General features: G+C 42.3%; 21 protein-coding genes and 1 other annotated feature. All 21 genes read left to right on the top strand.

Annotation, left to right across the window (positions count from 1 at the left end):
* The first annotated feature begins 30 nt into the window (after positions 1-30).
* A complete protein-coding gene (gene rnr / locus TZ92_RS07310; RefSeq protein WP_033629884.1) occupies positions 31-2,385 on the top strand; it encodes a ribonuclease R in 2,355 nt (784 codons plus the stop codon).
* Positions 2,348-2,815: an SsrA-binding protein SmpB gene (gene smpB, locus TZ92_RS07305; RefSeq protein ID WP_001051742.1), complete on the top strand. Its 468-nt coding sequence runs from the start codon at positions 2,348-2,350 to the stop codon at positions 2,813-2,815. The genes rnr and smpB overlap by 38 nt, the downstream gene beginning before the upstream one ends.
* 14 nt (positions 2,816-2,829) lie before the next feature.
* Positions 2,830-3,690: an SAM-dependent methyltransferase TehB gene (gene tehB, locus TZ92_RS07300; RefSeq protein ID WP_033629883.1), complete on the top strand. Its 861-nt coding sequence runs from the start codon at positions 2,830-2,832 to the stop codon at positions 3,688-3,690.
* A 177-nt stretch (positions 3,691-3,867) separates the two neighbouring features.
* Entirely contained in the window at positions 3,868-5,016 is a 1,149-nt protein-coding gene (locus tag TZ92_RS07295; RefSeq protein ID WP_033629882.1) for a PDDEXK family nuclease, read from the top strand.
* A 74-nt stretch (positions 5,017-5,090) separates the two neighbouring features.
* Positions 5,091-6,047, top strand: a complete 957-nt coding sequence (locus tag TZ92_RS07290) for a competence protein CoiA (RefSeq protein WP_033629881.1) — start codon at positions 5,091-5,093, stop codon at positions 6,045-6,047.
* Positions 6,048-6,065: 18 nt separating this feature from the next.
* Complete coding sequence (gene pepF, locus TZ92_RS07285; protein ID WP_033629880.1) at positions 6,066-7,868, top strand: oligoendopeptidase F; 1,803 nt, start codon at positions 6,066-6,068, stop codon at positions 7,866-7,868.
* Between the two features lies 1 nt (position 7,869).
* Positions 7,870-8,583 (top strand): O-methyltransferase, encoded by a 714-nt coding sequence (locus tag TZ92_RS07280; RefSeq protein WP_080702645.1) that lies wholly within the window; start codon positions 7,870-7,872, stop codon positions 8,581-8,583.
* A gap of 67 nt (positions 8,584-8,650) precedes the next feature.
* Complete coding sequence (gene prsA / locus TZ92_RS07275; protein ID WP_000728080.1) at positions 8,651-9,592, top strand: peptidylprolyl isomerase PrsA; 942 nt, start codon at positions 8,651-8,653, stop codon at positions 9,590-9,592.
* 187 nt (positions 9,593-9,779) lie between these two features.
* Complete coding sequence (gene ftsW / locus TZ92_RS07270) at positions 9,780-11,003, top strand: cell division peptidoglycan polymerase FtsW (RefSeq protein ID WP_000703342.1); 1,224 nt, start codon at positions 9,780-9,782, stop codon at positions 11,001-11,003.
* Between the two features lie 23 nt (positions 11,004-11,026).
* Complete coding sequence (gene ppc, locus TZ92_RS07265) at positions 11,027-13,723, top strand: phosphoenolpyruvate carboxylase (RefSeq protein WP_033629879.1); 2,697 nt, start codon at positions 11,027-11,029, stop codon at positions 13,721-13,723.
* A gap of 95 nt (positions 13,724-13,818) precedes the next feature.
* Positions 13,819-14,035 (top strand) — a binding site (T-box leader).
* A 117-nt stretch (positions 14,036-14,152) separates the two neighbouring features.
* A complete protein-coding gene (trpX, locus tag TZ92_RS07260) occupies positions 14,153-15,148 on the top strand; it encodes a tryptophan ABC transporter substrate-binding protein (protein WP_033629878.1) in 996 nt (331 codons plus the stop codon).
* A 65-nt stretch (positions 15,149-15,213) separates the two neighbouring features.
* A complete protein-coding gene (locus TZ92_RS07255; RefSeq protein ID WP_033629877.1) occupies positions 15,214-16,080 on the top strand; it encodes an ABC transporter permease in 867 nt (288 codons plus the stop codon).
* Positions 16,077-16,835, top strand: a complete 759-nt coding sequence (locus TZ92_RS07250; protein WP_033629876.1) for an ABC transporter ATP-binding protein — start codon at positions 16,077-16,079, stop codon at positions 16,833-16,835. The genes TZ92_RS07255 and TZ92_RS07250 overlap by 4 nt, the downstream gene beginning before the upstream one ends.
* Before the next feature lie 196 nt (positions 16,836-17,031).
* Positions 17,032-18,792: a DNA primase gene (gene dnaG / locus TZ92_RS07245; RefSeq protein ID WP_033629875.1), complete on the top strand. Its 1,761-nt coding sequence runs from the start codon at positions 17,032-17,034 to the stop codon at positions 18,790-18,792.
* A 2-nt stretch (positions 18,793-18,794) separates the two neighbouring features.
* Entirely contained in the window at positions 18,795-19,904 is a 1,110-nt protein-coding gene (rpoD, locus tag TZ92_RS07240) for an RNA polymerase sigma factor RpoD (RefSeq protein ID WP_033629874.1), read from the top strand.
* Between the two features lie 14 nt (positions 19,905-19,918).
* The gene (locus tag TZ92_RS07235; protein ID WP_000331930.1) at positions 19,919-20,248 is read left to right on the top strand and encodes a metal-sulfur cluster assembly factor; all 330 of its coding nucleotides are present in this window, start codon (positions 19,919-19,921) and stop codon (positions 20,246-20,248) included.
* A 113-nt stretch (positions 20,249-20,361) separates the two neighbouring features.
* Complete coding sequence (locus TZ92_RS07230) at positions 20,362-21,405, top strand: glycosyltransferase family 4 protein (RefSeq protein ID WP_033630195.1); 1,044 nt, start codon at positions 20,362-20,364, stop codon at positions 21,403-21,405.
* Positions 21,406-21,413: 8 nt separating this feature from the next.
* Positions 21,414-22,739 (top strand): glycosyltransferase family 4 protein, encoded by a 1,326-nt coding sequence (locus TZ92_RS07225; protein ID WP_033629873.1) that lies wholly within the window; start codon positions 21,414-21,416, stop codon positions 22,737-22,739.
* A gap of 20 nt (positions 22,740-22,759) precedes the next feature.
* Positions 22,760-22,948 carry a PspC domain-containing protein gene (locus TZ92_RS07220; protein ID WP_000735790.1) on the top strand — a complete coding sequence of 63 codons (189 nt, stop codon included), beginning with the start codon at positions 22,760-22,762 and terminating at the stop codon, positions 22,946-22,948.
* Positions 22,949-22,977: 29 nt separating this feature from the next.
* Complete coding sequence (locus TZ92_RS07215) at positions 22,978-23,112, top strand: DUF4044 domain-containing protein (RefSeq protein ID WP_000863851.1); 135 nt, start codon at positions 22,978-22,980, stop codon at positions 23,110-23,112.
* A 71-nt stretch (positions 23,113-23,183) separates the two neighbouring features.
* Positions 23,184-24,494, top strand: a complete 1,311-nt coding sequence (gene obgE, locus TZ92_RS07210) for a GTPase ObgE (protein WP_033629872.1) — start codon at positions 23,184-23,186, stop codon at positions 24,492-24,494.
* Positions 24,495-24,502 lie beyond the last annotated feature (8 nt).

The following is a 24,502-nucleotide window of genomic DNA, read 5'->3' as shown; positions in this document are numbered from 1 at the left end:
AAAAAAATTATAAAAATCTAGAAAGAAAACATGAAAGATAAAATTAAAGAATATTTGCAAGAGAAGGGGCGAGTGACGGTAAATGACCTAGCTCAGGCTCTCGGAAAGGATGGGTCCAAGGATTTCCGTGAGTTGATTAAAACCCTGTCTCTGATGGAAAGGAAGCACCAGATTCGATTTGGAGAAGATGGCAGCCTCACCTTGGACCAGAAGAAGAAACATGAAATCACCCTCAAAGGGGTTTTTCATGCCCATAAAAATGGCTTTGGCTTTGTCAGCCTGGAAGGCGAAGAGGACGATCTTTTTGTAGGAAAAAACGATGTCAACTATGCCATTGATGGCGATACCGTTGAGGTGGTCATCAAGAAAGTTGCTGATCGTAACAAGGGAACGGCAGCAGAAGCTAAAATTATTGATATCTTAGAACACAGCCTGACGACAGTTGTAGGCCAAATCGTTCTGGATCAGGAAAAACCTAAGTATGCTGGCTACATTCGTTCAAAGAATCAGAAAATCAGCCAACCGATTTATGTGAAGAAACCAGCCCTCAAACTTGAAGGGACAGAGGTTCTCAAGGTCTTTATCGACAAATACCCAAGTAGAAAACACGATTTCTTTGTCGCATCTGTACTGGATGTAGTAGGACACTCTACTGATGCGGGAATTGATGTCCTTGAAGTCTTGGAGTCCATGGATATTGTCTCAGAATTTCCAGAGGCTGTTCTCAAAGAGGCAGAGAAAGTACCGGATGCGCCATCTCAACAGGATATGGAAGGGCGTCTTGATTTAAGAGATGAGCTTACTTTTACCATTGACGGCGCGGATGCCAAGGACTTGGACGATGCAGTTCACATCAAGCCTTTGAAAAATGGCAATATGGAACTCGGAGTTCACATCGCGGATGTTTCCTACTATGTGACTGAGGGCTCTGCCCTTGACAAGGAAGCCCTTAACCGCGCGACTTCTGTCTATGTAACAGATCGAGTGGTTCCAATGCTTCCAGAGCGTCTGTCAAATGGTATCTGCTCGCTCAATCCTCAAGTCGATCGCTTGACCCAGTCTGCCATTATGGAAATTGATAAACATGGTCGTGTAGTCAACTACACCATTACCCAAACAGTCATCAAGACTAGTTTTCGTATGACCTATAGCGCTGTTAACGATATCCTAGCAGGTGACGAGGAGAAGAGACAAGAGTTTAAGAAAATTGTTCCTAGTATCGAGCTCATGGCCAAGCTTCACGAAACGCTAGAAAACATGCGTGAGAAACGTGGTGCCCTGAATTTTGATACCAGCGAAGCTAAGATTTTGGTGGATAAAAAAGGCAAGCCTGTGGATATTGTCCTCCGTCAACGCGGCGTTGCTGAACGGATGATCGAGTCCTTCATGTTGATTGCCAACGAAACAGTTGCAGAACACTTTAGCAAGCTGGACCTCCCTTTCATTTATCGGATTCACGAGGAGCCCAAGGCTGAAAAAGTTCAGAAGTTTATTGACTATGCTTCGAGCTTTGGTTTACGGATTTATGGGACTGCCAGTGAGATTAGCCAGGAGGCGCTTCAAGACATCATGCGTGCGGTTGAGGGAGAACCCTATGCGGATGTATTATCCATGATGCTTCTCCGTTCCATGCAACAGGCTCGCTATTCAGAGCACAATCACGGTCACTACGGACTTGCTGCTAACTATTACACTCACTTTACCAGCCCCATTCGCCGTTATCCAGACCTCTTGGTGCACCGAATGATTCGGGACTATGGTCGTTCTAAGGAAATAGCAGAGCATTTTGAACAAGTTATTCCAGAGATTGCGACCCAGTCTTCCAACCGTGAGCGCCGTGCCATCGAGGCTGAGCGTGAAGTCGAAGCTATGAAAAAGGCTGAGTACATGGAAGAACACGTGGGCGAAGAGTACGATGCGGTTGTATCCAGCATTGTCAAGTTCGGTCTCTTTGTCGAACTGCCAAATACAGTTGAAGGGTTAATCCATATCACTAATTTACCTGAATTTTATCATTTCAATGAGAGGGATTTGACTCTTCGTGGAGAGAAGTCAGGAATAACCTTCCGTGTAGGGCAACAAATTTGCATTCGCGTTGAAAGAGCGGATAAGATGACAGGTGAGATTGATTTCTCTTATGTTCCAAGTGAGTTTGATGTCATCGAAAAAGGCTTGAAACAAGCTGGTCGCAGAGACAGGGGTCGTGGTTCAAGTCGTCGTTCGGATAAGAAGGAAGACAAGAGAAAATCAGGACGCTCAAATGATAAGCACAAGCATTCACAAAAAGATAAAAAGAAAAAAGGCAAGAAACCTTTTTATAAGGAAGTAGCTAAGAAAGGAGCCAAACATGGCAAAGGGCGAGGGAAAGGTCGTCGCACAAAATAAAAAAGCGCACCACGACTATACAATCGTAGATACGCTAGAGGCAGGGATGGTCCTGACTGGAACTGAAATTAAGAGCGTTCGAGCAGCTCGAATCAATCTCAAGGACGGCTTTGCCCAAGTAAAAAATGGGGAAGTCTGGCTGAGCAATGTCCATATCGCCCCTTACGAAGAGGGCAATATCTGGAACCAGGAACCTGAACGTCGTCGTAAACTCCTGCTCCATAAGAAGCAAATTCAAAAATTGGAACAAGAGACCAAAGGGACAGGAATGACCCTTGTTCCCCTTAAAGTCTATATTAAAGATGGCTACGCCAAACTCCTTTTAGGACTTGCTAAAGGGAAACATGACTATGACAAACGGGAGTCGATCAAGCGACGTGAACAAAACCGCGACATCGCGCGTGTGATGAAAGCTGTCAACCAGCGTTAAGAAGAGGAAGTAAAATGGAAAAACTAATTGCCTATAAACGGATGCCCTTGTGGAATAAACAGACCATGCCTGAAGCAGTTCAGCAAAAGCACAATACTAAAGTCGGCACTTGGGGAAAAATTACTGTCTTGAAGGGGGCACTCAAGTTTATTGAATTGACTGAAGATGGTGAGGTTCTAGCTGAGCACCTCTTTGAGGCAGGAGCTGACAATCCCATGGCGCAACCGCAAGCCTGGCACCGAGTAGAGGCTGCAACAGACGATGTAGAGTGGTACTTGGAATTTTATTGTAAACCTGAGGATTATTTCCCTAAGAAATACCAGACCAATCCAGTCCATTCAGAGGTCCTAGAGGCTATGCAAACGGTGAAACCAGGAAGAGCCTTGGATTTAGGCTGTGGTCAAGGCCGTAACTCTCTCTTTCTTGCACAGAATGGTTTTGATGTGACAGCTGTGGATCAAAATGAATTGTCCCTTGAAATCTTGCAAAGCATCGTAGAGCAAGAGGATCTAGACATGCCTGTAGGACTATACGATATCAATTCAGCCGGCATTAGCCAAGACTATGATTTCATCGTATCGACAGTTGTTCTGATGTTCCTACAAGCGGACCGTATTCCAGCTATTATCCAAAATATGCAGGAGCACACTACGGTCGGTGGCTATAACCTTATCGTCTGTGCCATGGATACGGAGGATTATCCTTGCTCGGTTAACTTTCCATTTACCTTTAAAGAAGGAGAGTTGGCGGACTACTACAAGGATTGGGAATTGGTCAAGTACAATGAAAACCCAGGACATCTGCACCGTCGTGATGAAAATGGTAATCGCATTCAACTACGCTTTGCGACTATGCTAGCTAAAAAAGTCAAGTAAACCAAACCCATACCAGCGAATAGAAACCACTTTGCAAGGTCTCTATTCGTTTTTGTTTGCGTTGGTTGATTGGGGAGAGCAGGATTTTATGCTATACTAGAAGTAGGAAATCTGAGCATTAGAGTTGTATTGCTGATACTCTCAGCGCAAGAAAGTCTTTATGATGGAGGTGGTCGAATGACGAGTCTTTTAGTGGAGCTGTATGATCGGCATGTATTGGAAAAGAATGTCTACCAAGCCTTTATCAGTGATTGTGATGAGATTCTTTTTCTATCTTTGACAAAAATAAGCAATGAAGAGAAACTCTCTCTCCGTCAGTTCATTATGGAAGAGGTGCCTCATATTCAACGAGTGACCTTTCGTCAGCTAACCTTAGAACAACTAGCGGATCAGTTAGATTATTGTCTAGCAAGCTATGACCAGGTTCTTCTTGATGTTTTTGGTGGGGATTCGCTACTCGCCCTATCTCTCTATCAATACGGCTTAGATCACCACCTCCCCATCGTTGCCATGGATGTCGAGCGAGGAAAACAATACAAGTGGGTAGCCGGTCAGTTAGAAAAAGAAGACATGGACATTCCAACCCTAAGCATCCAACAGCTGATAGCCTTGCGTGGTGGAAAAATCCTCAAATCCAAACGCCCTATCCACTCAGCTCAGCAGATTGCAGCCATCAAAAAGCTAGCCAGCTCTGCCATTGCCAATCCTGCCCACTGGTATCAAGTGACCCAATTTTTCTCTCTAGCTAAGACCAATGACCTGCATGCTGAGACCGAAAAAATACTGGAAAACAATGGCAAGTATTATCACTATCCAGAATCCCTCATCCCTTTACTTGTGGAAGCGGGGATGCTTTGTATGGAAAGCGAAGACAAGAAACGAGTAGCCTACAGCTTTCCAAGTCAAGAAGCTCAGGTCTTTTGTCGCAACAAGGGGCATATTTTAGAGGTATATCTCTATCTCTTGGCGCTTGAATCTCAGCTGTTTGATGAGTGCATGATAGGTGGTGAGATTGATTGGAATGGCATCTTTCCAGAGGCGGATAATGTCCAAAATGAGATTGATGTTATTCTGAGAAAGGGCCGCTCGATTACCTTCATCTCCTGCAAAATGACAGATTTATCAGTTGAAGCCATCAACGAACTAGAAGTCTACGCCAATCATTTTGCTGGAGAGAGTTGCCTCAAGTTGATTGTTTGTACGGGAAAAATCAATCCAGCTTATGCCAATCGCTGCCAGGAATACGGCGTGCTGGTCATTAGAAGTGAGCAGATTTCCAATCTCATTCCCATGCTGAAAAAATACTCTAAGAGGTTTAAAAGGTAGAAAAGTAATATGAAAGGCTGGAATTCCAGTCTTTTTTGCTTCTTTTTCGAATAAATGAGAAAAGGAGGTAGCCCATGTTTGTAGCCAGAGATGCCAAGGGGAATTTTGTGAATGCCCTCGAAAATGATGTGACCAAGCAAGCTTATACTTGTCCAGCCTGTGGAGGCGGACTACGATTACGCCAAGGACAGAGCATTCGAACGCACTTTGCCCATGAAAGGTTAAGGGATTGTATGGCCATTTTTGAGAATGAAAGTCCAGAACACTTGGGCAACAAAGAGGGCCTTTATCACTGGGCCAAGAAAGACAATCAGGTCGCCTTAGAATATAGTCTGCCCGAGATTCAGCAGATAGCAGATGTTCTCGTCAATGAAAAATTAGCACTGGAGGTTCAGTGCAGCCCCTTGTCTCAAAAGCTTTTAGGCGATAGAAGCCAAGGATACCGCAGCCAGGGCTATCAGGTTATCTGGCTACTGGGAGAAAAACTCTGGTTAAAGGAGCGATTAACACAACTGCAAAGGGGCTTTCTCTATTTTAGTCAAAATATGGGTTTCTTTGTTTGGGAACTGGATCTCAAAAGGAAAATTTTGAGACTCAAATATCTTCTGCATCAGGATCTACGTGGCAAGCTTCATTTTCAGGTCAAAGAATTTCCCTATGGAAAAGGAAATCTCTTGGAAATTCTACGATTTCCTTATCAGAAACAAAAACTGCCTCGTTTTGCAGTTGTGCAAGATTCCACTATCTGTCACTACATTCGCCAACAGTTGTACTACCAAAACCCTTACTGGATGAAAAAACAGGAGGAGGCTTATCAACGAGGAGACAATCTATTAAACCGTCAACTGGATGACTGGTATCCCCAGGTCAGACCGATAGAGTCAGGAGATTTTTTGCAGATTGAAACGGATTTGGCTAGCTATTATAGAAATTTTCAGGCCTACTATCAAAAAAATCCGAAAAATAATCGCCAAAAGCTCTATCCACCAGCCTTTTATCACTTATATTTCTCAAAAAATGTGGTAAAATAGAAAGGATGGAGGAATCTTATGGTATTACAACGACATGAAATAAATGAAAAAGATACATGGGATCTTTCGACAATCTACCCAACAGACCAGGCTTGGGAAGAAGCCTTGAAAGATTTAACTGAAAAAGTACAAACAGCAGCCCAGTATGAGGGACATCTCTTGGACAGCGCAGACAGTTTGCTTGAGATCACAGAATTCTCACTCGACTTGGAACGCCAAGTTGAAAAGCTTTATGTCTATGCGCATATGAAAAATGACCAGGACACGCGTGAGACCAAGTATCAAGAGTACTATGCCAAGGCAATGACCCTATACAGTCAGTTAGAACAAGCCTTTTCATTCTATGAACCTGAGTTTATGGAGATTAGCGAAGAGCAGTATGCGGCCTTCCTAGAAGCTCAACCAAAACTCCAAGTTTACAAGCACTTTTTTGACAAGCTCTTGCAAAAGAAAGACCATGTTCTTTCGCAACGTGAGGAAGAATTGCTTGCTGGAGCAGGAGAAATCTTTGGTTCTGCTAGTGAAACCTTCGCTATTTTGGACAATGCGGATATTAGCTTCCCATACGTGCTTGATGACGAAGGCAATGAAGTGCAACTCTCACACGGTACTTACATCCGTTTGATGGAGTCTAAAAACCGTGAAGTGCGTCGTGGTGCCTATGAAGCCCTTTATGCGACTTACGAGCAATTCCAACATACTTATGCTAAGACCTTGCAGACAAATGTTAAGGTGCAAAACTACCGAGCAAAAGTTCGCAACTATAAGAGTGCTCGCCATGCAGCCCTCGCAGCAAACTTTGTTCCAGAAAGTGTCTATGACAATCTAGTAGCAGCAGTTCGCAAGCATTTGCCACTCTTGCATCGTTACCTAGAACTTCGTTCTAAAATCTTAGGTATTTCCGACCTCAAGATGTACGATGTCTACACACCACTTTCGTCAGTAGATTATAGCTTTACCTACGAAGAAGCCTTGAAAAAGGCAGAAGAAGCTTTGGCAGTTTTAGGTGACGACTACTTGAGCCGTGTTAAACGTGCCTTCAGTGAGCGTTGGATTGATGTCTATGAAAACCAAGGCAAGCGTTCTGGTGCCTACTCTGGTGGTTCTTACGATACCAATGCCTTTATGCTTCTCAACTGGCAGGACAATCTAGACAATCTCTTTACCCTTGTCCATGAAACAGGTCACAGTATGCACTCAAGCTATACTCGTGAAACCCAGCCTTATGTTTACGGGGATTACTCTATCTTCTTGGCGGAGATTGCCTCAACCACAAACGAAAATATCTTGACAGAGAAATTGTTGGAAGAAGTAGAAGACGATGCAACTCGCTTTGCTATTCTCAATAACTTCCTAGACGGTTTCCGTGGAACAGTCTTCCGTCAAACTCAATTCGCTGAGTTTGAACACGCCATCCACCAAGCAGACCAAAATGGAGAAGTCTTGACAAGTGATTTCCTCAATAAGCTCTACGCTGACCTGAACCAAGAGTACTATGGACTCAGCAAGGAAGACAATCCTCAGATCCAATACGAGTGGGCACGCATTCCACATTTCTACTATAACTACTATGTTTATCAGTATTCAACTGGTTTTGCAGCTGCTTCAGCCTTGGCTGAGAAGATTGTCCATGGTAGTCAAGAAGACCGTGACCGCTATATAGACTACCTCAGGGCAGGTAAGTCAGACTATCCGCTCAATGTCATGAGAAAAGCGGGAGTGGATATGGAAAAAGAAGACTATCTCAACGATGCCTTTGCAGTCTTTGAACGCCGCTTGAACGAGTTTGAAGCCCTTGTTGAAAAATTGGGACTAGCTTAAGATGGTAGAGTCTTATAGTAAAAATGCCAACCATAACATGCGTCGTCCCGTCGTCAAGGAAGAAATCGTAGAACTCATGCGCCAGCGTCAAAAGCAGGTGACAGGTTCCTTAAAAGAATTGGAGACCTTCGCTCGCAAGGAAAACATTCCCATTATTCCCCATGAAACAGTTGCCTACTTCCGTTTTCTCATGGAAACTATGCAACCTGAGAACATTTTGGAGATTGGAACGGCAATTGGCTTTTCTGCCCTCCTGATGGCGGAACATGCGCCAGATGCTAAGATTACAACCATTGACCGTAATCCTGAGATGATTGGCTTTGCCAAGGAAAACTTTGCCCAGTTTGACAGTCGTAAGCAAATCACCTTACTTGAAGGTGATGCTGTTGATGTTTTATCTACTTTGACAGAAACATATGATTTTGTCTTTATGGATTCGGCCAAGTCAAAGTATATCGTCTTTCTGCCTGAAATCCTTAAACATTTGGAAGTCGGTGGAGTGGTGGTCTTGGATGATATTTTCCAAGGAGGAGATGTTGCCAAGGACATCATGGAAGTCCGCCGAGGTCAACGCACCATTTACCGTGGTTTGCAAAGACTTTTCGACGCAACTTTGGACAATCCAGGTCTAACAGCAACTCTAGTTCCACTTGGAGACGGCATTCTCATGCTAAGAAAAAATCTAGCAGAAGTAGAGCTTCCTGAGAGCGAATGATTTTCAGAAAAATTTAAGAAATTATAGTAAAATAGATAAGGTAACACTTACCGTAAAAGGAGTAAAAATGAAGAAAAAACTTATGGCAGGAGCCATCACACTTTTATCAGTAGCAACACTTGCAGCTTGTTCAAACAGTTCTGAAGGAAAAGATTTGATCAGCATGAAGGGCGATGTGATTACAGAGCATCAATTCTTTGAAGAAGTAAAGAACAATCCAACTGCGCAACAAGTCTTGCTCAATATGACCATCCAAAAAGTATTTGAACAACAATATGGATCAGAGGTAACGGATAAAGATGTGGATGACGCCGTTGCTGAAGAACAAAAGAAATACGGCGATAGCTACAACAGCGTGCTTCAACGTGCAGGTATGACACCTGAGACTCGTAAAGCTCAAATCCGTACCAGCAAATTGGTTGAATTAGCGGTTAAGAAGGCTGCAGAGAGTGAGTTGACAGACGAAGCCTACCAAAAAGCTTTTGAGTCTTACACACCAGATGTAACAGCTCAAATCATCCGTTTGGATAATGAAGACAAGGCAAAAGAAGTACTTGAGAAAGCTAAAGCAGAAGGTGCAGATTTTGCTCAGTTGGCAAAAGACAACTCTAACGACGACAAAACAAAAGAAAATGGTGGAGAAATCACTTTTGACTCTGCTTCAACAGAACTTCCAGAACAAGTCAAGAAAGCAGCCTTTGCCTTGGATGTGAACGGGGTTTCTGATGTGATTACAGCTACTGGAACACAAGCCTACAGCAGTCAGTTCTACATCATCAAAGTAACGAAGAAAACAGAAAAATCTTCTAATATAGAGGATTACAAAGAAAAATTGAAGACCATCATCTTGACTCAAAAACAAAATGATTCAGCCTTTGTTCAAGGAGTAATTGGTAAAGAATTGCAAGCAGCAAACATCAAGGTTAAGGATCAAGCCTTCCAAAACATTTTCACCCAATACATCGGTGGTGGTGACTCAAGCTCAAGTAGTAGCTCTTCATCTAACTAAGAAAGCAAAAAACAAATCTCAAAAGAGATTTGTTTTTTTATACCTGATACGAGAAAATGAGTAAAATTCGAAGGATTAAAGGATAAGAGTTTTTTTCTTTCTGAAAAAGTGGTATAATAGCAATCAAAACTAGAAAATAAAACGGAATTGGGAACAGAAGCGTCTGTTCCTATTAGAGTGGTGAAATATGAAAATTAGTAAAAGGCACCTACTAAACTATTCCATTTTGATTCCTTACTTCCTTTTATCGATTTTGGGGCTGATTGTGGTGTACTCGACAACGAGTGCAACCTTGATTGAAGAAGGAAAAAGCGCCTTTCAATTGGTGCGTAACCAGGGGATCTTCTGGATAGCTAGTTTGATTCTGATTGCCTTAATCTATAAATTAAAATTAGGTTTCCTAAGAAACGGTCGTCTCATCTTTATCGTAATGATTGTGGAGATGGTTCTTTTAGCTCTGGCGCGACTGGTCGGAACACCTGTCAATGGAGCATACGGATGGATCTCTGTAGGACCTGTAACGATTCAGCCTGCTGAGTACCTTAAGATTATCATCATCTGGTACCTGGCACATCGATTTTCAAAACAACAAGATGAGATTGCGGTTTATGACTTCCAGGTTTTGACACAGAATCAGTGGCTGCCTCGAGCTTTTAATGACTGGCGTTTTGTTCTGCTGGTTCTGATTGGTAGTTTGGGGATTTTCCCAGACTTGGGAAATGCGACCATCTTGGTCTTGGTGGCGCTCATCATGTATACGGTTAGTGGGATCGCCTATCGTTGGTTCTCGACCATTTTGGCTCTCTTGGCAGGGAGCTCAATGTTAGTCTTGTCTGTCATTCGCTTTGTTGGGGTTGAAAAGTTCTCTCAAATTCCTGTATTTGGTTACGTTGCTAAACGTTTTAGTGCCTTCTTTAATCCCTTTAATGACTTGGCGGGTGCAGGACACCAGCTCGCAAATTCTTACTATGCAATGGTAAATGGTGGCTGGTTCGGACTTGGATTAGGAAATTCCATTGAGAAACGTGGTTATCTGCCAGAAGCCCATACGGATTTCGTCTTTTCGATTGTCATCGAGGAGTTTGGATTTGTTGGAGCCAGTATGATTTTGGCTTTACTCTTCTTCTTGATTTTGCGAATCATCTTGGTTGGTATTCGAGCAAAGGACCCCTTTAACTCTATGGTTGCTATTGGCGTCGGAGGGATGATCCTTGTTCAGGTCTTTGTCAATATAGGTGGGATTTCAGGGTTGATTCCTTCTACAGGGGTAACCTTCCCCTTCCTTTCACAAGGTGGGAACAGTCTCCTAGTATTATCCGTAGCCATCGCGCTTGTACTGAACATTGATGCCAGTGAAAAACGTGCCAAACTTATCAGAGAATACGAAAATCAAACCGATGAAAATCTGTAAGGATTGAATGGAAAGGAAAGTATATGTCTCTTCAAAAATTAGAAAACTATAGTAATAAAGCAGTCGTCCAAGAAGAAGTCTTGATTCTGACGGAGCTATTAGAAGATATCACAAAAAATATGCTGGCGCCAGAAACCTTTGAAAAGATTATCCAGTTGAAGGAATTATCAACTAGCGAGAATTATCAAGGGCTAAATGACCTAGTGACCAGTCTTTCGAATGAAGAAATGATTTACATTTCTCGCTATTTCTCAATCCTTCCACTCTTGATCAATATCTCTGAGGATGTGGATTTGGCTTATGAGATCAATCACCAAAATAATATTGACCAAGACTATCTAGGGAAATTATCTACAACCATTAAAATGGTGGCTGAAAAAGAAAATGCAGCTACCATTTTGGAGCAGCTGAATGTTGTGCCTGTTCTGACTGCCCATCCGACTCAGGTTCAACGTAAGAGTATGTTGGATTTGACCAATCACATCCATACTCTTTTGCGTAAGTACCGTGATGTCAAACTAGGCTTGATTAACAAAGAAAAATGGCACACGGATCTCCGTCGTTATATTGAGATTATCATGCAAACGGACATGATTCGCGAGAAGAAATTGAAGGTAACCAACGAAATCACCAACGTGATGGAGTACTACCAAAGTTCTTTCCTGAATGCTGTTCCACGTTTAACGGCTGAGTATAAGAAACTAGCTAAAGAACAAGGTATCGAGCTCCAACATCCAAAACCGATTACTATGGGGATGTGGATCGGAGGAGACCGTGATGGAAATCCTTTCGTAACTGCTGAAACCCTCAACAAATCAGCCTTGACTCAGTGCGAAGTCATCATGAACTACTATGATGAAAAGATTTATAATCTTTATCGTGAATTTTCACTGTCAACCAGCATTGTGAATGTCAGCGACAAGGTCCGTGAGATGGCGCTGAAGTCACAGGATAACTCCATTTACCGTGAAAAAGAACTCTATCGTCGTGCCCTCTTTGACATCCAAGCTAAGATGCAGGCAACCAAGGCTTATTTGATTGAAGACAAGGACCTTCAGCCTAGATATGCCACTGCAGATGAATTCTATCAAGATTTGTTGGCCATTCGCGATTCTCTCCTTGAAAACAAAGGGGAATACCTGATTTCTGGAGAATTTGTCGAGTTGATGCAAGCTGTCGAAATCTTTGGTTTCTATCTTGCTTCTATTGATATGCGCCAAGATTCTAGTGTTCATGAAGCTTGTGTGGCAGAATTGTTAGCATCCGCAGGAATCAACGACCACTATAGCGATCTGTCTGAAGATGAAAAATGCGCCCTCCTATTAAAAGAGTTGGAAGAAGACCCTCGTATCCTCTCAGCAACTCATGCTGAAAAGTCAGAACTTCTTGAGAAGGAACTGTCTATCTTTAAAGCTGCGCGCAAGTTGAAGGATAAACTGGGTGAAAACGTTATTCGTCAAACCATTATCTCACATGCGACAAGTGTATCCGATATGCTAGAACTAGCAATCATGCTCAAGGAGGTAGGATTGGTGGATGCCCAAAAAGCCCGCGTTCAGATTGTTCCCCTCTTTGAAACGATCGAGGACTTGGATCACTCAGAAGAAACCATGAGAAGATATTTCTCACTTCCTTTGGCTAAAAAATGGATTGCTTCAAAAGACAACTATCAAGAAATCATGCTTGGCTACTCCGATAGTAACAAAGACGGTGGTTACCTGTCATCGTGTTGGACCCTCTATAAGGCGCAACAACAATTAACTGCTATTGGGGATGAATTTGGCGTTAAGGTTACTTTCTTCCATGGTCGTGGTGGTACTGTGGGTCGTGGTGGTGGACCAACTTATGAAGCCATCACATCTCAACCACTCAAGTCTATTAAGGACCGTATCCGTTTGACTGAGCAAGGAGAAGTGATTGGAAACAAATACGGAAACAAAGACGCTGCCTATTATAACCTTGAAATGCTAGTTTCTGCAGCCATTAACCGTATGATTACCAAGAAGAAGAGTGATACCAACACATCAAACCGTTACGAAGCGATTATGGACCAAGTAGTGGATTACAGCTACGATATCTACCGTGATTTGGTCTTTGGAAATGAACATTTCTATGACTATTTCTTTGAGTCCAGTCCAATTAAGGCTATTTCAAGCTTTAATATCGGTTCGCGTCCAGCCGCTCGTAAGACCATTACAGAAATCGGTGGTTTGCGTGCCATTCCTTGGGTCTTCTCATGGTCACAAAGCCGTGTTATGTTCCCTGGATGGTATGGAGTGGGATCAAGCTTTAAAGAGTTTATTGATCAAGATCCAAAGAATATCGAGTTTCTTCGAGACATGTACCAAAACTGGCCTTTCTTCCAATCTTTGCTTTCTAATGTAGACATGGTCTTGTCTAAGTCTAATATGAACATTGCTTTTGAATATGCCAAGCTCTGTGAAGACGAAGAAGTACAAGCTATCTACTACACTATTTTAGATGAATGGCAATTGACTAAGGATGTTATTTTAGCTATCGAAGGCTATGACGAACTCTTAGCAGAAAACTCTTATCTAAAAGACAGTCTAAACTATCGTATGCCTTACTTTAATATCCTGAACTACATCCAGTTGGAGTTGATCAAACGTCAACGTCGCGGCGAATTGTCAGCTGACGAAGAAAAACTGATCCATACAACTATTAACGGAATTGCAACCGGTTTACGTAATTCTGGCTGATATTCTACAAACTTCCTCTTTTTACAAGGGAAGTTTTTGAATTGTTTAAAAAATTCTAAAAATAGTCTTGACAAGTAGTTGAAAAATGATATAATTTAAACATTCAGAAAGTAATCATTGAAGTTTTTTAGAGAGTCTGTGGTTGGTGGAAACAGATAGATGAAAGTGATGGAAATTGGGCTGAATGTACTTAAGAATTTGAAATCATAAAAATTCGGTGAGCACACCTTACAGTGCAACTCGTTATTGCGAGAAAGAGCGATAGGGATATTCCCTATAATTGAGGTGGCACCGCGCATCGACGTCCTCACACAAGTTTTTTGTGTGAGGACTTTTTCTATGAGGAGGATGATGATGGAATTTAAACGATGGCATCGCTTGATCATGTGATTTAAAAAGTTAAGATAAAAGAATTAAGGAGAAAGAAAAATGAAAAATAAACGTTTGATTGGAATTGTCGCTGGATTAGCAGTATTGGTAGTGGCTAGCTTGATTTATTCATCAATGAACAAGCCTGCAGCTAAGGAAGAGCAAAAGGTCGCTAAGGTTGGTGTCCTTCAATTTGTTAGTCATCCATCCTTGGACTTGATTTACCAAGGGATTCAAGATGGACTAGCTGAAGAAGGATATAAAGACGACCAGGTAAAAATCGACTTTATGAACTCTGAAGGCGATCAGAGCAAGGTTGCAACCATGAGTAAACAATTGGTAGCAAATGGAAACGACGTTGTTGTTGGGATTGCGACACCAGCAGCTCAAGGACTTGCAAGTGCTACTAAAGATCTACCAGTTATCATGGCTGCTATTACAGACCCAATCGGTGCTAACTTGGTCAAAGATTTGAAAAAACCAGGTGGCAACATCACAGGGGTGTCAGATCATAACCCAGCTGAACAGCAAGTGGAATTGATTAAAACTTTGACACCAGATGTCAAAACAATCGGTGCTCTTTACTCAAGTAGCGAAGATAACTCAAAAACACAGGTAGAAGAATTCAAGGCTTATGCTGAAAAAGCAGGTTTGACAGTCGAAACATTTGCCGTTCCTTCAACAAATGAAATTGCTTCAACAGTCAATGTTATGACAAGCAAGGTCGATGCGATTTGGGTTCCAATTGATAACACCATCGCATCAGCATTCTCAACAGTTGTTTCAAGCAACCAAACAGCTAAAAAGCCAATCTACCCAAGTGCCACTGCCATGGTAGAAGCAGGTGGATTAGCATCTGTAGTAGTTGACCAACACGATCTTGGAGTGGCTACTGGTAAAATGATTGCCAAAGTTTTGAAAGGTGAAAAACCAGCTGATACGCCAGTTAATGTCTTTTCAACTGGTAAGTCAGTGATTAACAAAAAACTAGCGCAGGAACTTGGTATCACCATTCCTGAGTCCGTTCTAAAAGAAGCAGGACAAGTGATTGAATAAAGATAAAGGAGGAGCTGGACACATCTCCTCCCATTTTTACTAAAGAAAGAAATGAGTGAAAGATTATGATAGTATCCATTATTTCTCAGGGGATGGTCTGGGCGATTTTAGGTTTGGGAATCTTTATGACTTTTCGAATTTTGAATTTTCCAGATATGACTACTGAAGGTTCTTTTCCTCTTGGGGGAGCAGTAGCTGTAACCTTGATAACACAGGGAGTCAACCCATTTTTAGCAACCCTAGCCGCAGTAGGAGCGGGCTGTCTAGCTGGAATGGCGGCAGGTCTCTTATATACCAAAGGAAAAATCCCAACCCTCTTATCAGGGATTCTGGTCATGACTTCCTGCCATTCCATCATGCTCATGATTATGGGGCGTGCCAATCTGGGGCTTCTTGGAACCAAGCAAATTCAGGATGTCTTGCCTTTCGATTCAGACCTTAACCAACTCCTGACTGGATTAATCTTTGTAGCTCTTGTTATTGGTCTTATGCTCTTTTTCCTTGATACTAAACTAGGTCAAGCCTACATCGCTACAGGTGATAATCCTGATATGGCTCGTAGTTTTGGAATTCATACTGGTCGTATGGAACTCATGGGATTGGTTCTTTCAAATGGGATTATCGCGCTTGCAGGGGCCTTAATTGCTCAACAAGAAGGATATGCGGATGTTTCTCGAGGAATTGGAGTGATTGTCGTAGGGCTTGCTAGCTTGATTATTGGGGAGGTTTTGTTCAAGAGTTTGACCTTGGCAGAGCGACTCATGACCATCGTAGTAGGATCTATTGCTTATCAGTTCCTCGTATGGGGAGTGATTGCTCTTGGATTTAATACAAGTTATCTTCGTTTGTACAGCGCCTTGATTTTGGCAGTTTGCCTTATGATTCCAACCTTCAAAAGCAAATACCTGAAAGGAGTCAAGTTTAGCAAATGACAGCAATTGTAGAATTAAAAAATGCCACCAAAGTCATCACGAATGGCTATGACGAGGAAAAAATCATCCTGAATGATGTTTCTCTTGAAATTTTCGAACATGATTTCATTACCATTCTAGGTGGAAATGGAGCAGGGAAGTCAACGCTTTTTAACACGATTGCAGGTACCCTACCTTTAACAAGTGGAAGTATCCGTATCATGGGCGAGGATGTGACGCATTTTTCACCTGAAAAGCGGGCTAAGTACTTGTCTCGTGTCTTTCAGGATCCTAAGATGGGTACGGCTCCCCGTATGACGGTGGCGGAAAATCTTTTGATTGCCAAGTTTCGTGGTGAGAAGAGAGGGCTCCTTCCTAGGAGGCTTTCTAGCCATAGAGAAGAGTTTCAGACTACCATTGAAAAAGTGGGAAATGGTCTTGAAAAGCATCTAGATACTCCGATTGAGTTTCTATCAGGTGGACAACGTCAGGCCTTGAGTCTCTTGATGGCAACCTTAAAACGACCAGAGTTACTCTTGTTGGATGAACACACAGCAGCCCTTGACCCCAAAACAAGTGTGGCCTTGATGGAGTTAACGGATGACTTTGTCAGCAAGGATCATCTAACAGCCTTGATGATTACCCACCATATGGAAGATGCACTGAAGTATGGAAACCGTCTGATTGTCATGAAGGAAGGTCGCATCATCCAAGACCTCAATAAAGAAGAAAAAGCTAAGATGAAAATTTCAGACTACTATCAATTATTTGAATAGATGAGTGAAGTAATCATCAAAAAATAGTGAAAATTAACTTAGAAACATGGAAGTGTTTCTGAGTTTTTTATCTCCTCTTTCTATCTAGAAAAATAAGGCAAAGAGAATTACGGAAAGCGTATGAAATGGTTTACTTTTTTTCAGAAATAAGCTATACTAGTTTACGTGAAACTATGATAAGATGGAGGTATTGTGTATGGTTGACAAGCAAGTCATTGAAGAAATCAAAAACAATGCCAACATTGTGGAAGTCATAGGTGAAGTGATTTCTTTACAAAAGGCTGGACGGAACTATTTAGGGCTCTGTCCTTTTCATGGTGAAAAGACCCCCTCTTTCAACGTTGTGGAAGACAAGCAGTTTTATCACTGTTTTGGCTGTGGGCGTTCAGGAGATGTCTTTAAGTTCATCGAAGAATACCAAGGTGTATCCTTCATGGAAGCCGTTCAGCTCTTAGGAGAGCGCGTCGGTATTCAACTGGCTATGCCGGTACAGTCTCGTCCTCAACAGGCTTCCCCTCATCAAGCTCTATACGATATGCATGAAGAAGCTGCCCGTTTTTACCATGCAATCCTCATGACGACCAAGATGGGAGAAGAAGCAAGGGCTTATCTCTACAAACGTGGATTGACAGATGACGTTCTGAAGCACTTTCAGATTGGACTGGCTCCAGCAGAGAGAACTTATCTCTATCAACGTTTGGCTGACAAGTTTGAGGAAAAGGATTTATTGGATTCGGGCTTGTTTTATCTGTCAGATGGCAATCAATTTTATGATACTTTTTTTGGACGGATCATCTTTCCTTTGACCAATGACAAGGGGCAGGTCATTGCCTTTTCAGGTCGTATCTGGCAAGAAACTGACAGTCAGACTGCCAAATATAAAAATAGTCGCTCGACTGCAATTTTTAACAAGAGTTACGAATTGTATCATTTGGACAAGGCAAAAAAGGGAACAGCTAAAAATACAGAACTCTACCTGATGGAAGGCTTCATGGATGTGATCGCAGCCTACCGTGCTGGTATAGAAAATGCTGTAGCTTCCATGGGAACAGCCTTAAGCAAGGAGCATGTTGACCACCTCAAACGCTTTACCAAAAAAATTGTTCTCAGCTATGATGGCGACAAGGCAGGGCAGACAGCCACAGCCAAGGCACTAGAGGAGTTAAAAGACTTTTCAGTGGAGGTTGTTCGAGTACCTGATGCCATGGACCCGGATGAATATTTACAAAAGAATTCTGCTGAAGACCTGGCTTACCTCTTAACAAAGACTCGTATCAGTCCTATAGAGTTCTATATACATCAGCTCAAGCCAGAAAATAGTGACAACTTGCAGGCACAGATTGAGTTCATTGAAAAGATTGCGCCCTTAATCGCAAAAGAAAAGTCGATCACCGCCCAGAATTCCTATATCCACATTCTGGCGGATAATCTACCTTCCTTTGATTACCAGCAGGTAGAGCAGATTGTAAATGAAAGTCGGATTGTTCAAAGGCAGGAAAGAGTCAAAGAGGAGCAACCTCCAGCAGCGATTAGTTTACCTGTAACGCGACAACTGACAGCAGTTATGAGAGCAGAGGCTCATCTCCTCTATAGGATGGCAGAGAATCCAGTTGTGTTAAATGACTACCGCCTAAGAGAAGATTTTTTCTTTGATACCCCAGAATTTCAGATTCTTTACGAATTATTAAGTGAGCAGGGAGAAATCGGCTCAGAGGAGCTTTCTCATCAGACGCCTGAGGTTGAAAATGCTTGGTACCACGTGCTTAGCTTGGATTTGCCAGTTGAGATGTCGCCTCAAGAGCTAGCGGAAGTCGAAGCGACTCGAAACCGTGCCCTCCTCAGCAAGGACAACTTAAGAATTAAAAAGAAAGTGCAGGAAGCTAGTCATGTAGGAGATACAGACACAGCCTTGGAAGAATTGCAACGATTGATTTCCCAAAAGAGAAGAATGGAGTAATAATGGCAACAAAACAAAAAGAAGTAACCACATTTGATGTGCAAGTAGCAGACTTTATCCGTAACCACAAAAAAACAGGAACAGCAACAGATGACGAAATCAATTCAAGTCTGGTTATTCCGTTCACCCTCGATGCAGACGGCATTGAAGACCTTTTGCAACGGATTCAGGATGCTGGAATTTCTATCACAGATAATGAAGGAAATCCAAGTGCGCGTGTGCTTAGTGTAGAAGAAGAACCAGAACTCAGTGATGAGGACTTGATTGGCTCAACTTCTGCCAAGGTTAATGACCCAGTCCGTATGTATTTGAAGGAAATCGGGGTCGTTCCTCTCTTGACCAACGAAGAGGAAAAAGAATTGGCCCTAGCAGTTGAGGCTGGTGATATTGAAGCTAAACAACGTCTTGCAGAAGCCAACCTTCGTTTGGTGGTTTCGATTGCTAAGCGCTACGTAGGGCGTGGCATGCAGTTTCTGGATTTGATCCAAGAAGGAAACATGGGCTTGATGAAGGCCGTTGACAAGTTTGACTATTCAAAAGGATTCAAGTTTTCAACTTACGCAACTTGGTGGATTCGTCAGGCGATTACCCGTGCCATTGCTGACCAGGCCCGTACTATTCGTATCCCTGTCCACATGGTAGAAACCATTAACAAGCTTGTCCGTGAACAGCGTAATCTCCTTCAAGAATTGGGACAAGATCCAACTCCTGAACAAATTGCTGAGCGTATGGATATGACACCTGACAAGGTCCGTGAAATCCTAAAGATTGCCCAAGAACCAGTATCACTTGAAACACCGATTGGTGAAGAGGACGATAGTCATCTTGGGGACTTTATCGAAGACGAAGTGATTGAAAATCCAGTAGACTACACAACTCGTATCGTTTTGCGTGAGCAGTTGGATGAAGTTTTGGATACTCTCACAGACCGTGAAGAAAACGTTCTGCGCCTTCGTTTCGGGCTAGATGATGGGAAAATGCGTACTCTTGAAGATGTTGGTAAAGTCTTTAACGTGACTCGTGAGCGTATCCGTCAGATTGAGGCTAAGGCTTTGAGAAAATTGCGTCAACCAAGTCGCAGTAAACCCCTTCGTGATTTTATTGAAGACTAAGAGTGAGGAATAACATGGCTTATACAGAAGAGCAAATTGAAACGATCAAAACACGCATTTTAAATGCTTTGGAAGAAGTCATCGACCCTGAGTTGGGGATTGATATTGTCAACCTAGGTTTGATTTATGAAATTCGTTTTGATGGTGAAACAGGTCACACTGAAATTGATATGACCTTGACAACTATGGGCTGCCCACTGGCTGACCTTTTGACAGACCAGATACACGATGCGATGACAGATGTGCCTGAGGTAACTAATACCGAAGTTAAATTGGTCTGGTATCCAGCTTGGACAGTTGAAAAAATGAGCCGATACGCGCGTATCGCCCTAGGAATTAAATAAAGACTAAGAAAAATGAGAGAGACGATTGGAAAATAGGGTAAATTTATCCTTTTTCCTTTGGTCTCTTCTTTCTTTTGCTGATTTTCTGGAAATAAAATGGTATAATGGAAGGTATGGAAAACGAAAAATTGCGTATTAATATGCTGAGTTCAAGTGAAAAAGTAGCTGGTCAAGGAGTGTCAGGAGCTTATCGAGAATTGGTTAGTCTCCTTCACCGTGATGCCAAAGACCAGTTGATTGTTACAGAGAATCTTCCTGTAGAGGCAGATGTAACTCATTTTCACACCATTGATTTCCCTTATTATTTATCTACTTTCCAAAAGAAACGCTCTGGGAGAAAAATTGGCTATGTGCATTTTTTGCCTGATACGCTTGAGGGGAGTTTGAAGATTCCATTTTTCCTAAAAGGAATTGTCAAACGCTATGTTTTTTCCTTTTACAACCGAATGGAACACTTGGTAGTGGTCAATCCCATGTTTATCGAGGATTTAGTGGCTGCTGGTATTCCGCGTGAAAAAGTAACTTATATTCCAAATTTTGTAAACAAAGAAAAATGGCATCCATTACCAGCTGAACAGGTTGCACAACTCCGGAAGGAAATGGATCTTGCGGAAGATCAGTTTGTCGTAATCGGTGCGGGTCAGGTTCAGAAACGTAAAGGAATTGATGATTTTATCCGTCTTGCTGAGGAATTGCCAGAAATTACCTTTATCTGGGCAGGTGGTTTTTCATTTGGTGGGATGACAGATGGTTATGAACGCTACAAGAAGATAATGGACAATCCACCTGAAAATCTTATTTTCCCTGGGATTGTGCCACCGGAACGGATGCGGGAACTTTACGCTATGGCGGATCTATTCTTGCTACCAAGTTACAATGAATTATTCCCTATGACCATCTTAGAGGCCGCTAGTTGCGAGGCTCCTATTATGTTAAGAGATTTGGATTTGTATAAGGTTATTCTTGATGGGAATTATCGTCCTACAAGTGATGTTTCCGAGATGAGAGAAGCAATCCTAGAATACAAGAATGACCCTAAAGCCTTAAAGGACTTGAAAGAAAAAGCTCGTGAGATCTCCAAAGAGTACTCTGAGGAGCATTTGTTGGAAATCTGGTTAAAATTTTATCGAGAACAGGCTGCTTTGGGCAAAAAGTGAGGTAATTTATGCGAATTGGTTTATTTACAGATACCTATTTCCCTCAGGTTTCCGGGGTCGCGACTAGTATTCGGACTTTGAAAACTGAGCTTGAAAAGCAGGGGCATGCAGTTTTTATCTTTACAACAACTGATAAAGATGTGAACCGCTACGAGGATTGGCAAATTATTCGCATTCCGAGTGTCCCTTTCTTTGCATTTAAGGATCGACGATTTGCCTACCGAGGTTTTACAAAGGCGCTTGAAATTGCCAAGCAGTATCAACTCGATATTATTCATACCCAGACAGAATTTTCTCTTGGTTTGTTAGGGATTTGGATTGCAAGAGAATTGAAAATTCCAGTTATTCATACCTATCATACCCAGTATGAAGACTATGTGCATTACATTGCTAAGGGCATGCTAATTCGTCCGAGTATGGTAAAATATTTGGTGCGTGGCTTCCTTCATGATGTAGATGGCGTGATTTGCCCTAGTGAGATTGTTCGTGACCTTTTATCTAAATACAAAGTCAAGGTTGAAAAGCGGGTCATCCCAACTGGAATTGAGCTGGCTAAGTTTGAACGACCTGAGATCAAAGAGGAAAACTTGCAAGAACTTCGTTCGAAGTTAGGTATTCAGGAAAGTGAGAAAATGCTGCTGAGTCTTTCTCGTATCTCCTTTGAAAAGAATATCCAAGCGGTCTTAAATGCCTTTGCTGAGGTATTGAAAGAAGAAGACAAGGTGAAGTTGGTTGTTGCTGGAGACGGACCTTATCTGGACAGTCTGAAAGAACAAGCAGGGAAATTAAACATACAAAAACATGTGATTTTTACAGGTATGATTGCTCCAAGTGAGACAGCCTTGTACTATAAAGCAGCTGATTTCTTTATTTCAGCCTCTACGAGTGAAACTCAGGGCTTAACCTATCTAGAAAGTCTAGCCAGTGGAACGCCTGTTATTGCTCATGGTAACCCCTATCTTGAAAATCTGATCAATTATAAAATGTTTGGGACTCTCTACTATGGAGAACGAGAGCTTGCGGGCGCTATCCTTGAAGCATTGATCGCTACTCCTGATATGTCTGAACAAAAGTTAGCTGATAAGTTGTACGAGATTTCGGCTGAAAATTTTGGGAAACGAGTTCATGAGTTTTACCTTGATGCCATTATCTCAAATAACTTTGAACATGAGCTACATGATGGACAACCTGTCACTCAGCGCTTCTTAAAAACGATTCTCTATCTACCTCAACAGGCTGTTACAAGCCCAGTAAAAGAATCCAAGCGTATTTTAAGGGCGTCTCGAAAACAATTGTCTAGCATCAGAGATTATTGGAGAGACGAATTCAAATAATAGAATAAGAGGAAGAAAAAATGAAAAAATTAATGAGAAGCGGAAAAGATCAAAAAATTGGTGGAGTATGCGCAGGAGTTGCTCATTATTTTGATATCGATCCAACAATTGTTCGTGTCATTTGGGCTGTTCTTGCATTTTGTTATGGGACAGGAGTCCTTGCTTATATCATTTTATGGTTGATTGCACCAGTTTCAACAGAATATTAAATTAAAATTATATAGAAAAAGGAGAAGTTATGGCTTTTGGAGATAACGGAAAACGTAAAAAAACTTTGTTTGAAAAGGTGACACTTGTTGTCGTGCTCATCATGTTGTTTGTAACCCTTGCTGGTATCTTTGCAACTGCGCTTGGAGCTTTTAGTAGATTCTAAGCAAGCTACGGGGATAGAAACAATAACTAATGACTGGGTTCTCCCCAGCCTTTTTAAAGTGAGAAGAAAATATGAGTATGTTTTTAGATACAGCCAAGATTAAGGTCAAGGCTGGTAATGGTGGCGATGGCATGGTTGCTTTTCGCCGTGAAAAATATGTCCCTAATGGCGGTCCTTGGGGTGGTGATGGTGGACGTGGAGGTAACGTTGTTTTCGTGGTAGACGAAGGTTTGCGTACCTTGATGGATTTCCGCTATAACCGTCATTTCAAGGCTGATTCTGGTGAAAAAGGGATGACCAAAGGAATGCACGGACGTGGTGCAGAAGATCTACGTGTTCGCGTACCACAAGGAACGACTGTACGTGATGCGGAAACAGGTAAAGTCATTACAGACTTGATTGAACATGGTCAAGAGTTTATCGTGGCTCATGGTGGTCGAGGTGGTCGTGGAAATATCCGTTTTGCCACTCCAAAAAATCCTGCACCTGAAATCTCTGAGAATGGAGAACCAGGTCAAGAACGTGAGTTGCAACTGGAATTGAAGATCCTAGCGGATGTCGGCTTGGTCGGTTTCCCATCTGTTGGAAAGTCAACTTTGCTTAGTGTCATCACTTCAGCTAAACCTAAAATCGGTGCTTACCACTTTACGACGATTGTCCCTAATTTGGGTATGGTTCGTACACAGTCAGGTGAATCTTTTGCAGTAGCAGATCTTCCAGGTTTGATTGAAGGGGCCAGTCAAGGGGTTGGTCTTGGAACCCAGTTTCTTCGTCATATCGAACGCACTCGAGTTATCCTCCATGTCATCGATATGTCAGCTAGTGAAGGACGTGATCCTTATGAGGACTACCTTGCTATCAATAAGGAATTGGAATCCTATAACCTTCGTCTCATGGAACGTCCACAGATCATTGTGGCCAACAAGATGGATATGCCTGAAAGTCAGGAAAATCTTAAAACTTTCAAGGAAAAGTTGGCAGCAAACTACGACGAGTTTGAGGAACTTCCAGCTATCTTCCCTATTTCTGGATTGACCAAGCAAGGGTTGGCGACTCTTTTGGACGCGACAGCTGAATTGTTAGACAAGACTCCAGAATTCCCGATTTATGATGAATCCGATATGGAAGAAGAGGCTTACTATGGCTTTGACGAGGAAGAAAAGGCCTTTGACATTAGTCGTGATGATGATGCGACATGGGTACTTTCTGGTGAAAAACTCATGAAACTCTTTAACATGACCAACTTTGACCGTGACGAATCGGTCATGAAGTTTGCCCGTCAGCTTCGTGGTATGGGGGTTGACGAAGCCCTTCGTGCGCGTGGAGCCAAGGATGGAGATTTGGTAAGAATCGGCAAGTTTGAATTTGAATTTGTAGACTAGGAGATTGA

The organism is Streptococcus oralis subsp. oralis (assembly GCF_000960035.1).
Lineage (GTDB): Bacteria > Bacillota > Bacilli > Lactobacillales > Streptococcaceae > Streptococcus > Streptococcus oralis_G.
The sequence above is the reverse complement of the archived record's forward strand: the minus strand, read 5'-3'. Positions and strand labels throughout refer to the sequence as shown.

Bases quoted from the DNA above. Each gene is read 5' to 3' on its own strand.
- TZ92_RS07220 (WP_000735790.1), top strand. From the start codon at position 22,760: ATGAAAAAATTAATGAGAAGCGGAAAAGATCAAAAAATTGGTGGAGTA.
- TZ92_RS07225 (WP_033629873.1), top strand. From the start codon at position 21,414: ATGCGAATTGGTTTATTTACAGATACCTATTTCCCTCAGGTTTCCGGG.
- TZ92_RS07230 (WP_033630195.1), top strand. From the start codon at position 20,362: ATGGAAAACGAAAAATTGCGTATTAATATGCTGAGTTCAAGTGAAAAA.
- TZ92_RS07290 (WP_033629881.1), top strand. From the start codon at position 5,091: ATGTTTGTAGCCAGAGATGCCAAGGGGAATTTTGTGAATGCCCTCGAA.
- TZ92_RS07250 (WP_033629876.1), top strand. From the start codon at position 16,077: ATGACAGCAATTGTAGAATTAAAAAATGCCACCAAAGTCATCACGAAT.
- ppc (WP_033629879.1), top strand. From the start codon at position 11,027: ATGTCTCTTCAAAAATTAGAAAACTATAGTAATAAAGCAGTCGTCCAA.
- TZ92_RS07255 (WP_033629877.1), top strand. From the start codon at position 15,214: ATGATAGTATCCATTATTTCTCAGGGGATGGTCTGGGCGATTTTAGGT.
- trpX (WP_033629878.1), top strand. From the start codon at position 14,153: ATGAAAAATAAACGTTTGATTGGAATTGTCGCTGGATTAGCAGTATTG.
- rnr (WP_033629884.1), top strand. From the start codon at position 31: ATGAAAGATAAAATTAAAGAATATTTGCAAGAGAAGGGGCGAGTGACG.
- obgE (WP_033629872.1), top strand. From the start codon at position 23,184: ATGAGTATGTTTTTAGATACAGCCAAGATTAAGGTCAAGGCTGGTAAT.
- TZ92_RS07295 (WP_033629882.1), top strand. From the start codon at position 3,868: ATGACGAGTCTTTTAGTGGAGCTGTATGATCGGCATGTATTGGAAAAG.
- ftsW (WP_000703342.1), top strand. From the start codon at position 9,780: ATGAAAATTAGTAAAAGGCACCTACTAAACTATTCCATTTTGATTCCT.
- prsA (WP_000728080.1), top strand. From the start codon at position 8,651: ATGAAGAAAAAACTTATGGCAGGAGCCATCACACTTTTATCAGTAGCA.
- smpB (WP_001051742.1), top strand. From the start codon at position 2,348: ATGGCAAAGGGCGAGGGAAAGGTCGTCGCACAAAATAAAAAAGCGCAC.
- tehB (WP_033629883.1), top strand. From the start codon at position 2,830: ATGGAAAAACTAATTGCCTATAAACGGATGCCCTTGTGGAATAAACAG.
- pepF (WP_033629880.1), top strand. From the start codon at position 6,066: ATGGTATTACAACGACATGAAATAAATGAAAAAGATACATGGGATCTT.
- TZ92_RS07280 (WP_080702645.1), top strand. From the start codon at position 7,870: ATGGTAGAGTCTTATAGTAAAAATGCCAACCATAACATGCGTCGTCCC.
- TZ92_RS07235 (WP_000331930.1), top strand. From the start codon at position 19,919: ATGGCTTATACAGAAGAGCAAATTGAAACGATCAAAACACGCATTTTA.
- TZ92_RS07215 (WP_000863851.1), top strand. From the start codon at position 22,978: ATGGCTTTTGGAGATAACGGAAAACGTAAAAAAACTTTGTTTGAAAAG.
- dnaG (WP_033629875.1), top strand. From the start codon at position 17,032: ATGGTTGACAAGCAAGTCATTGAAGAAATCAAAAACAATGCCAACATT.
- rpoD (WP_033629874.1), top strand. From the start codon at position 18,795: ATGGCAACAAAACAAAAAGAAGTAACCACATTTGATGTGCAAGTAGCA.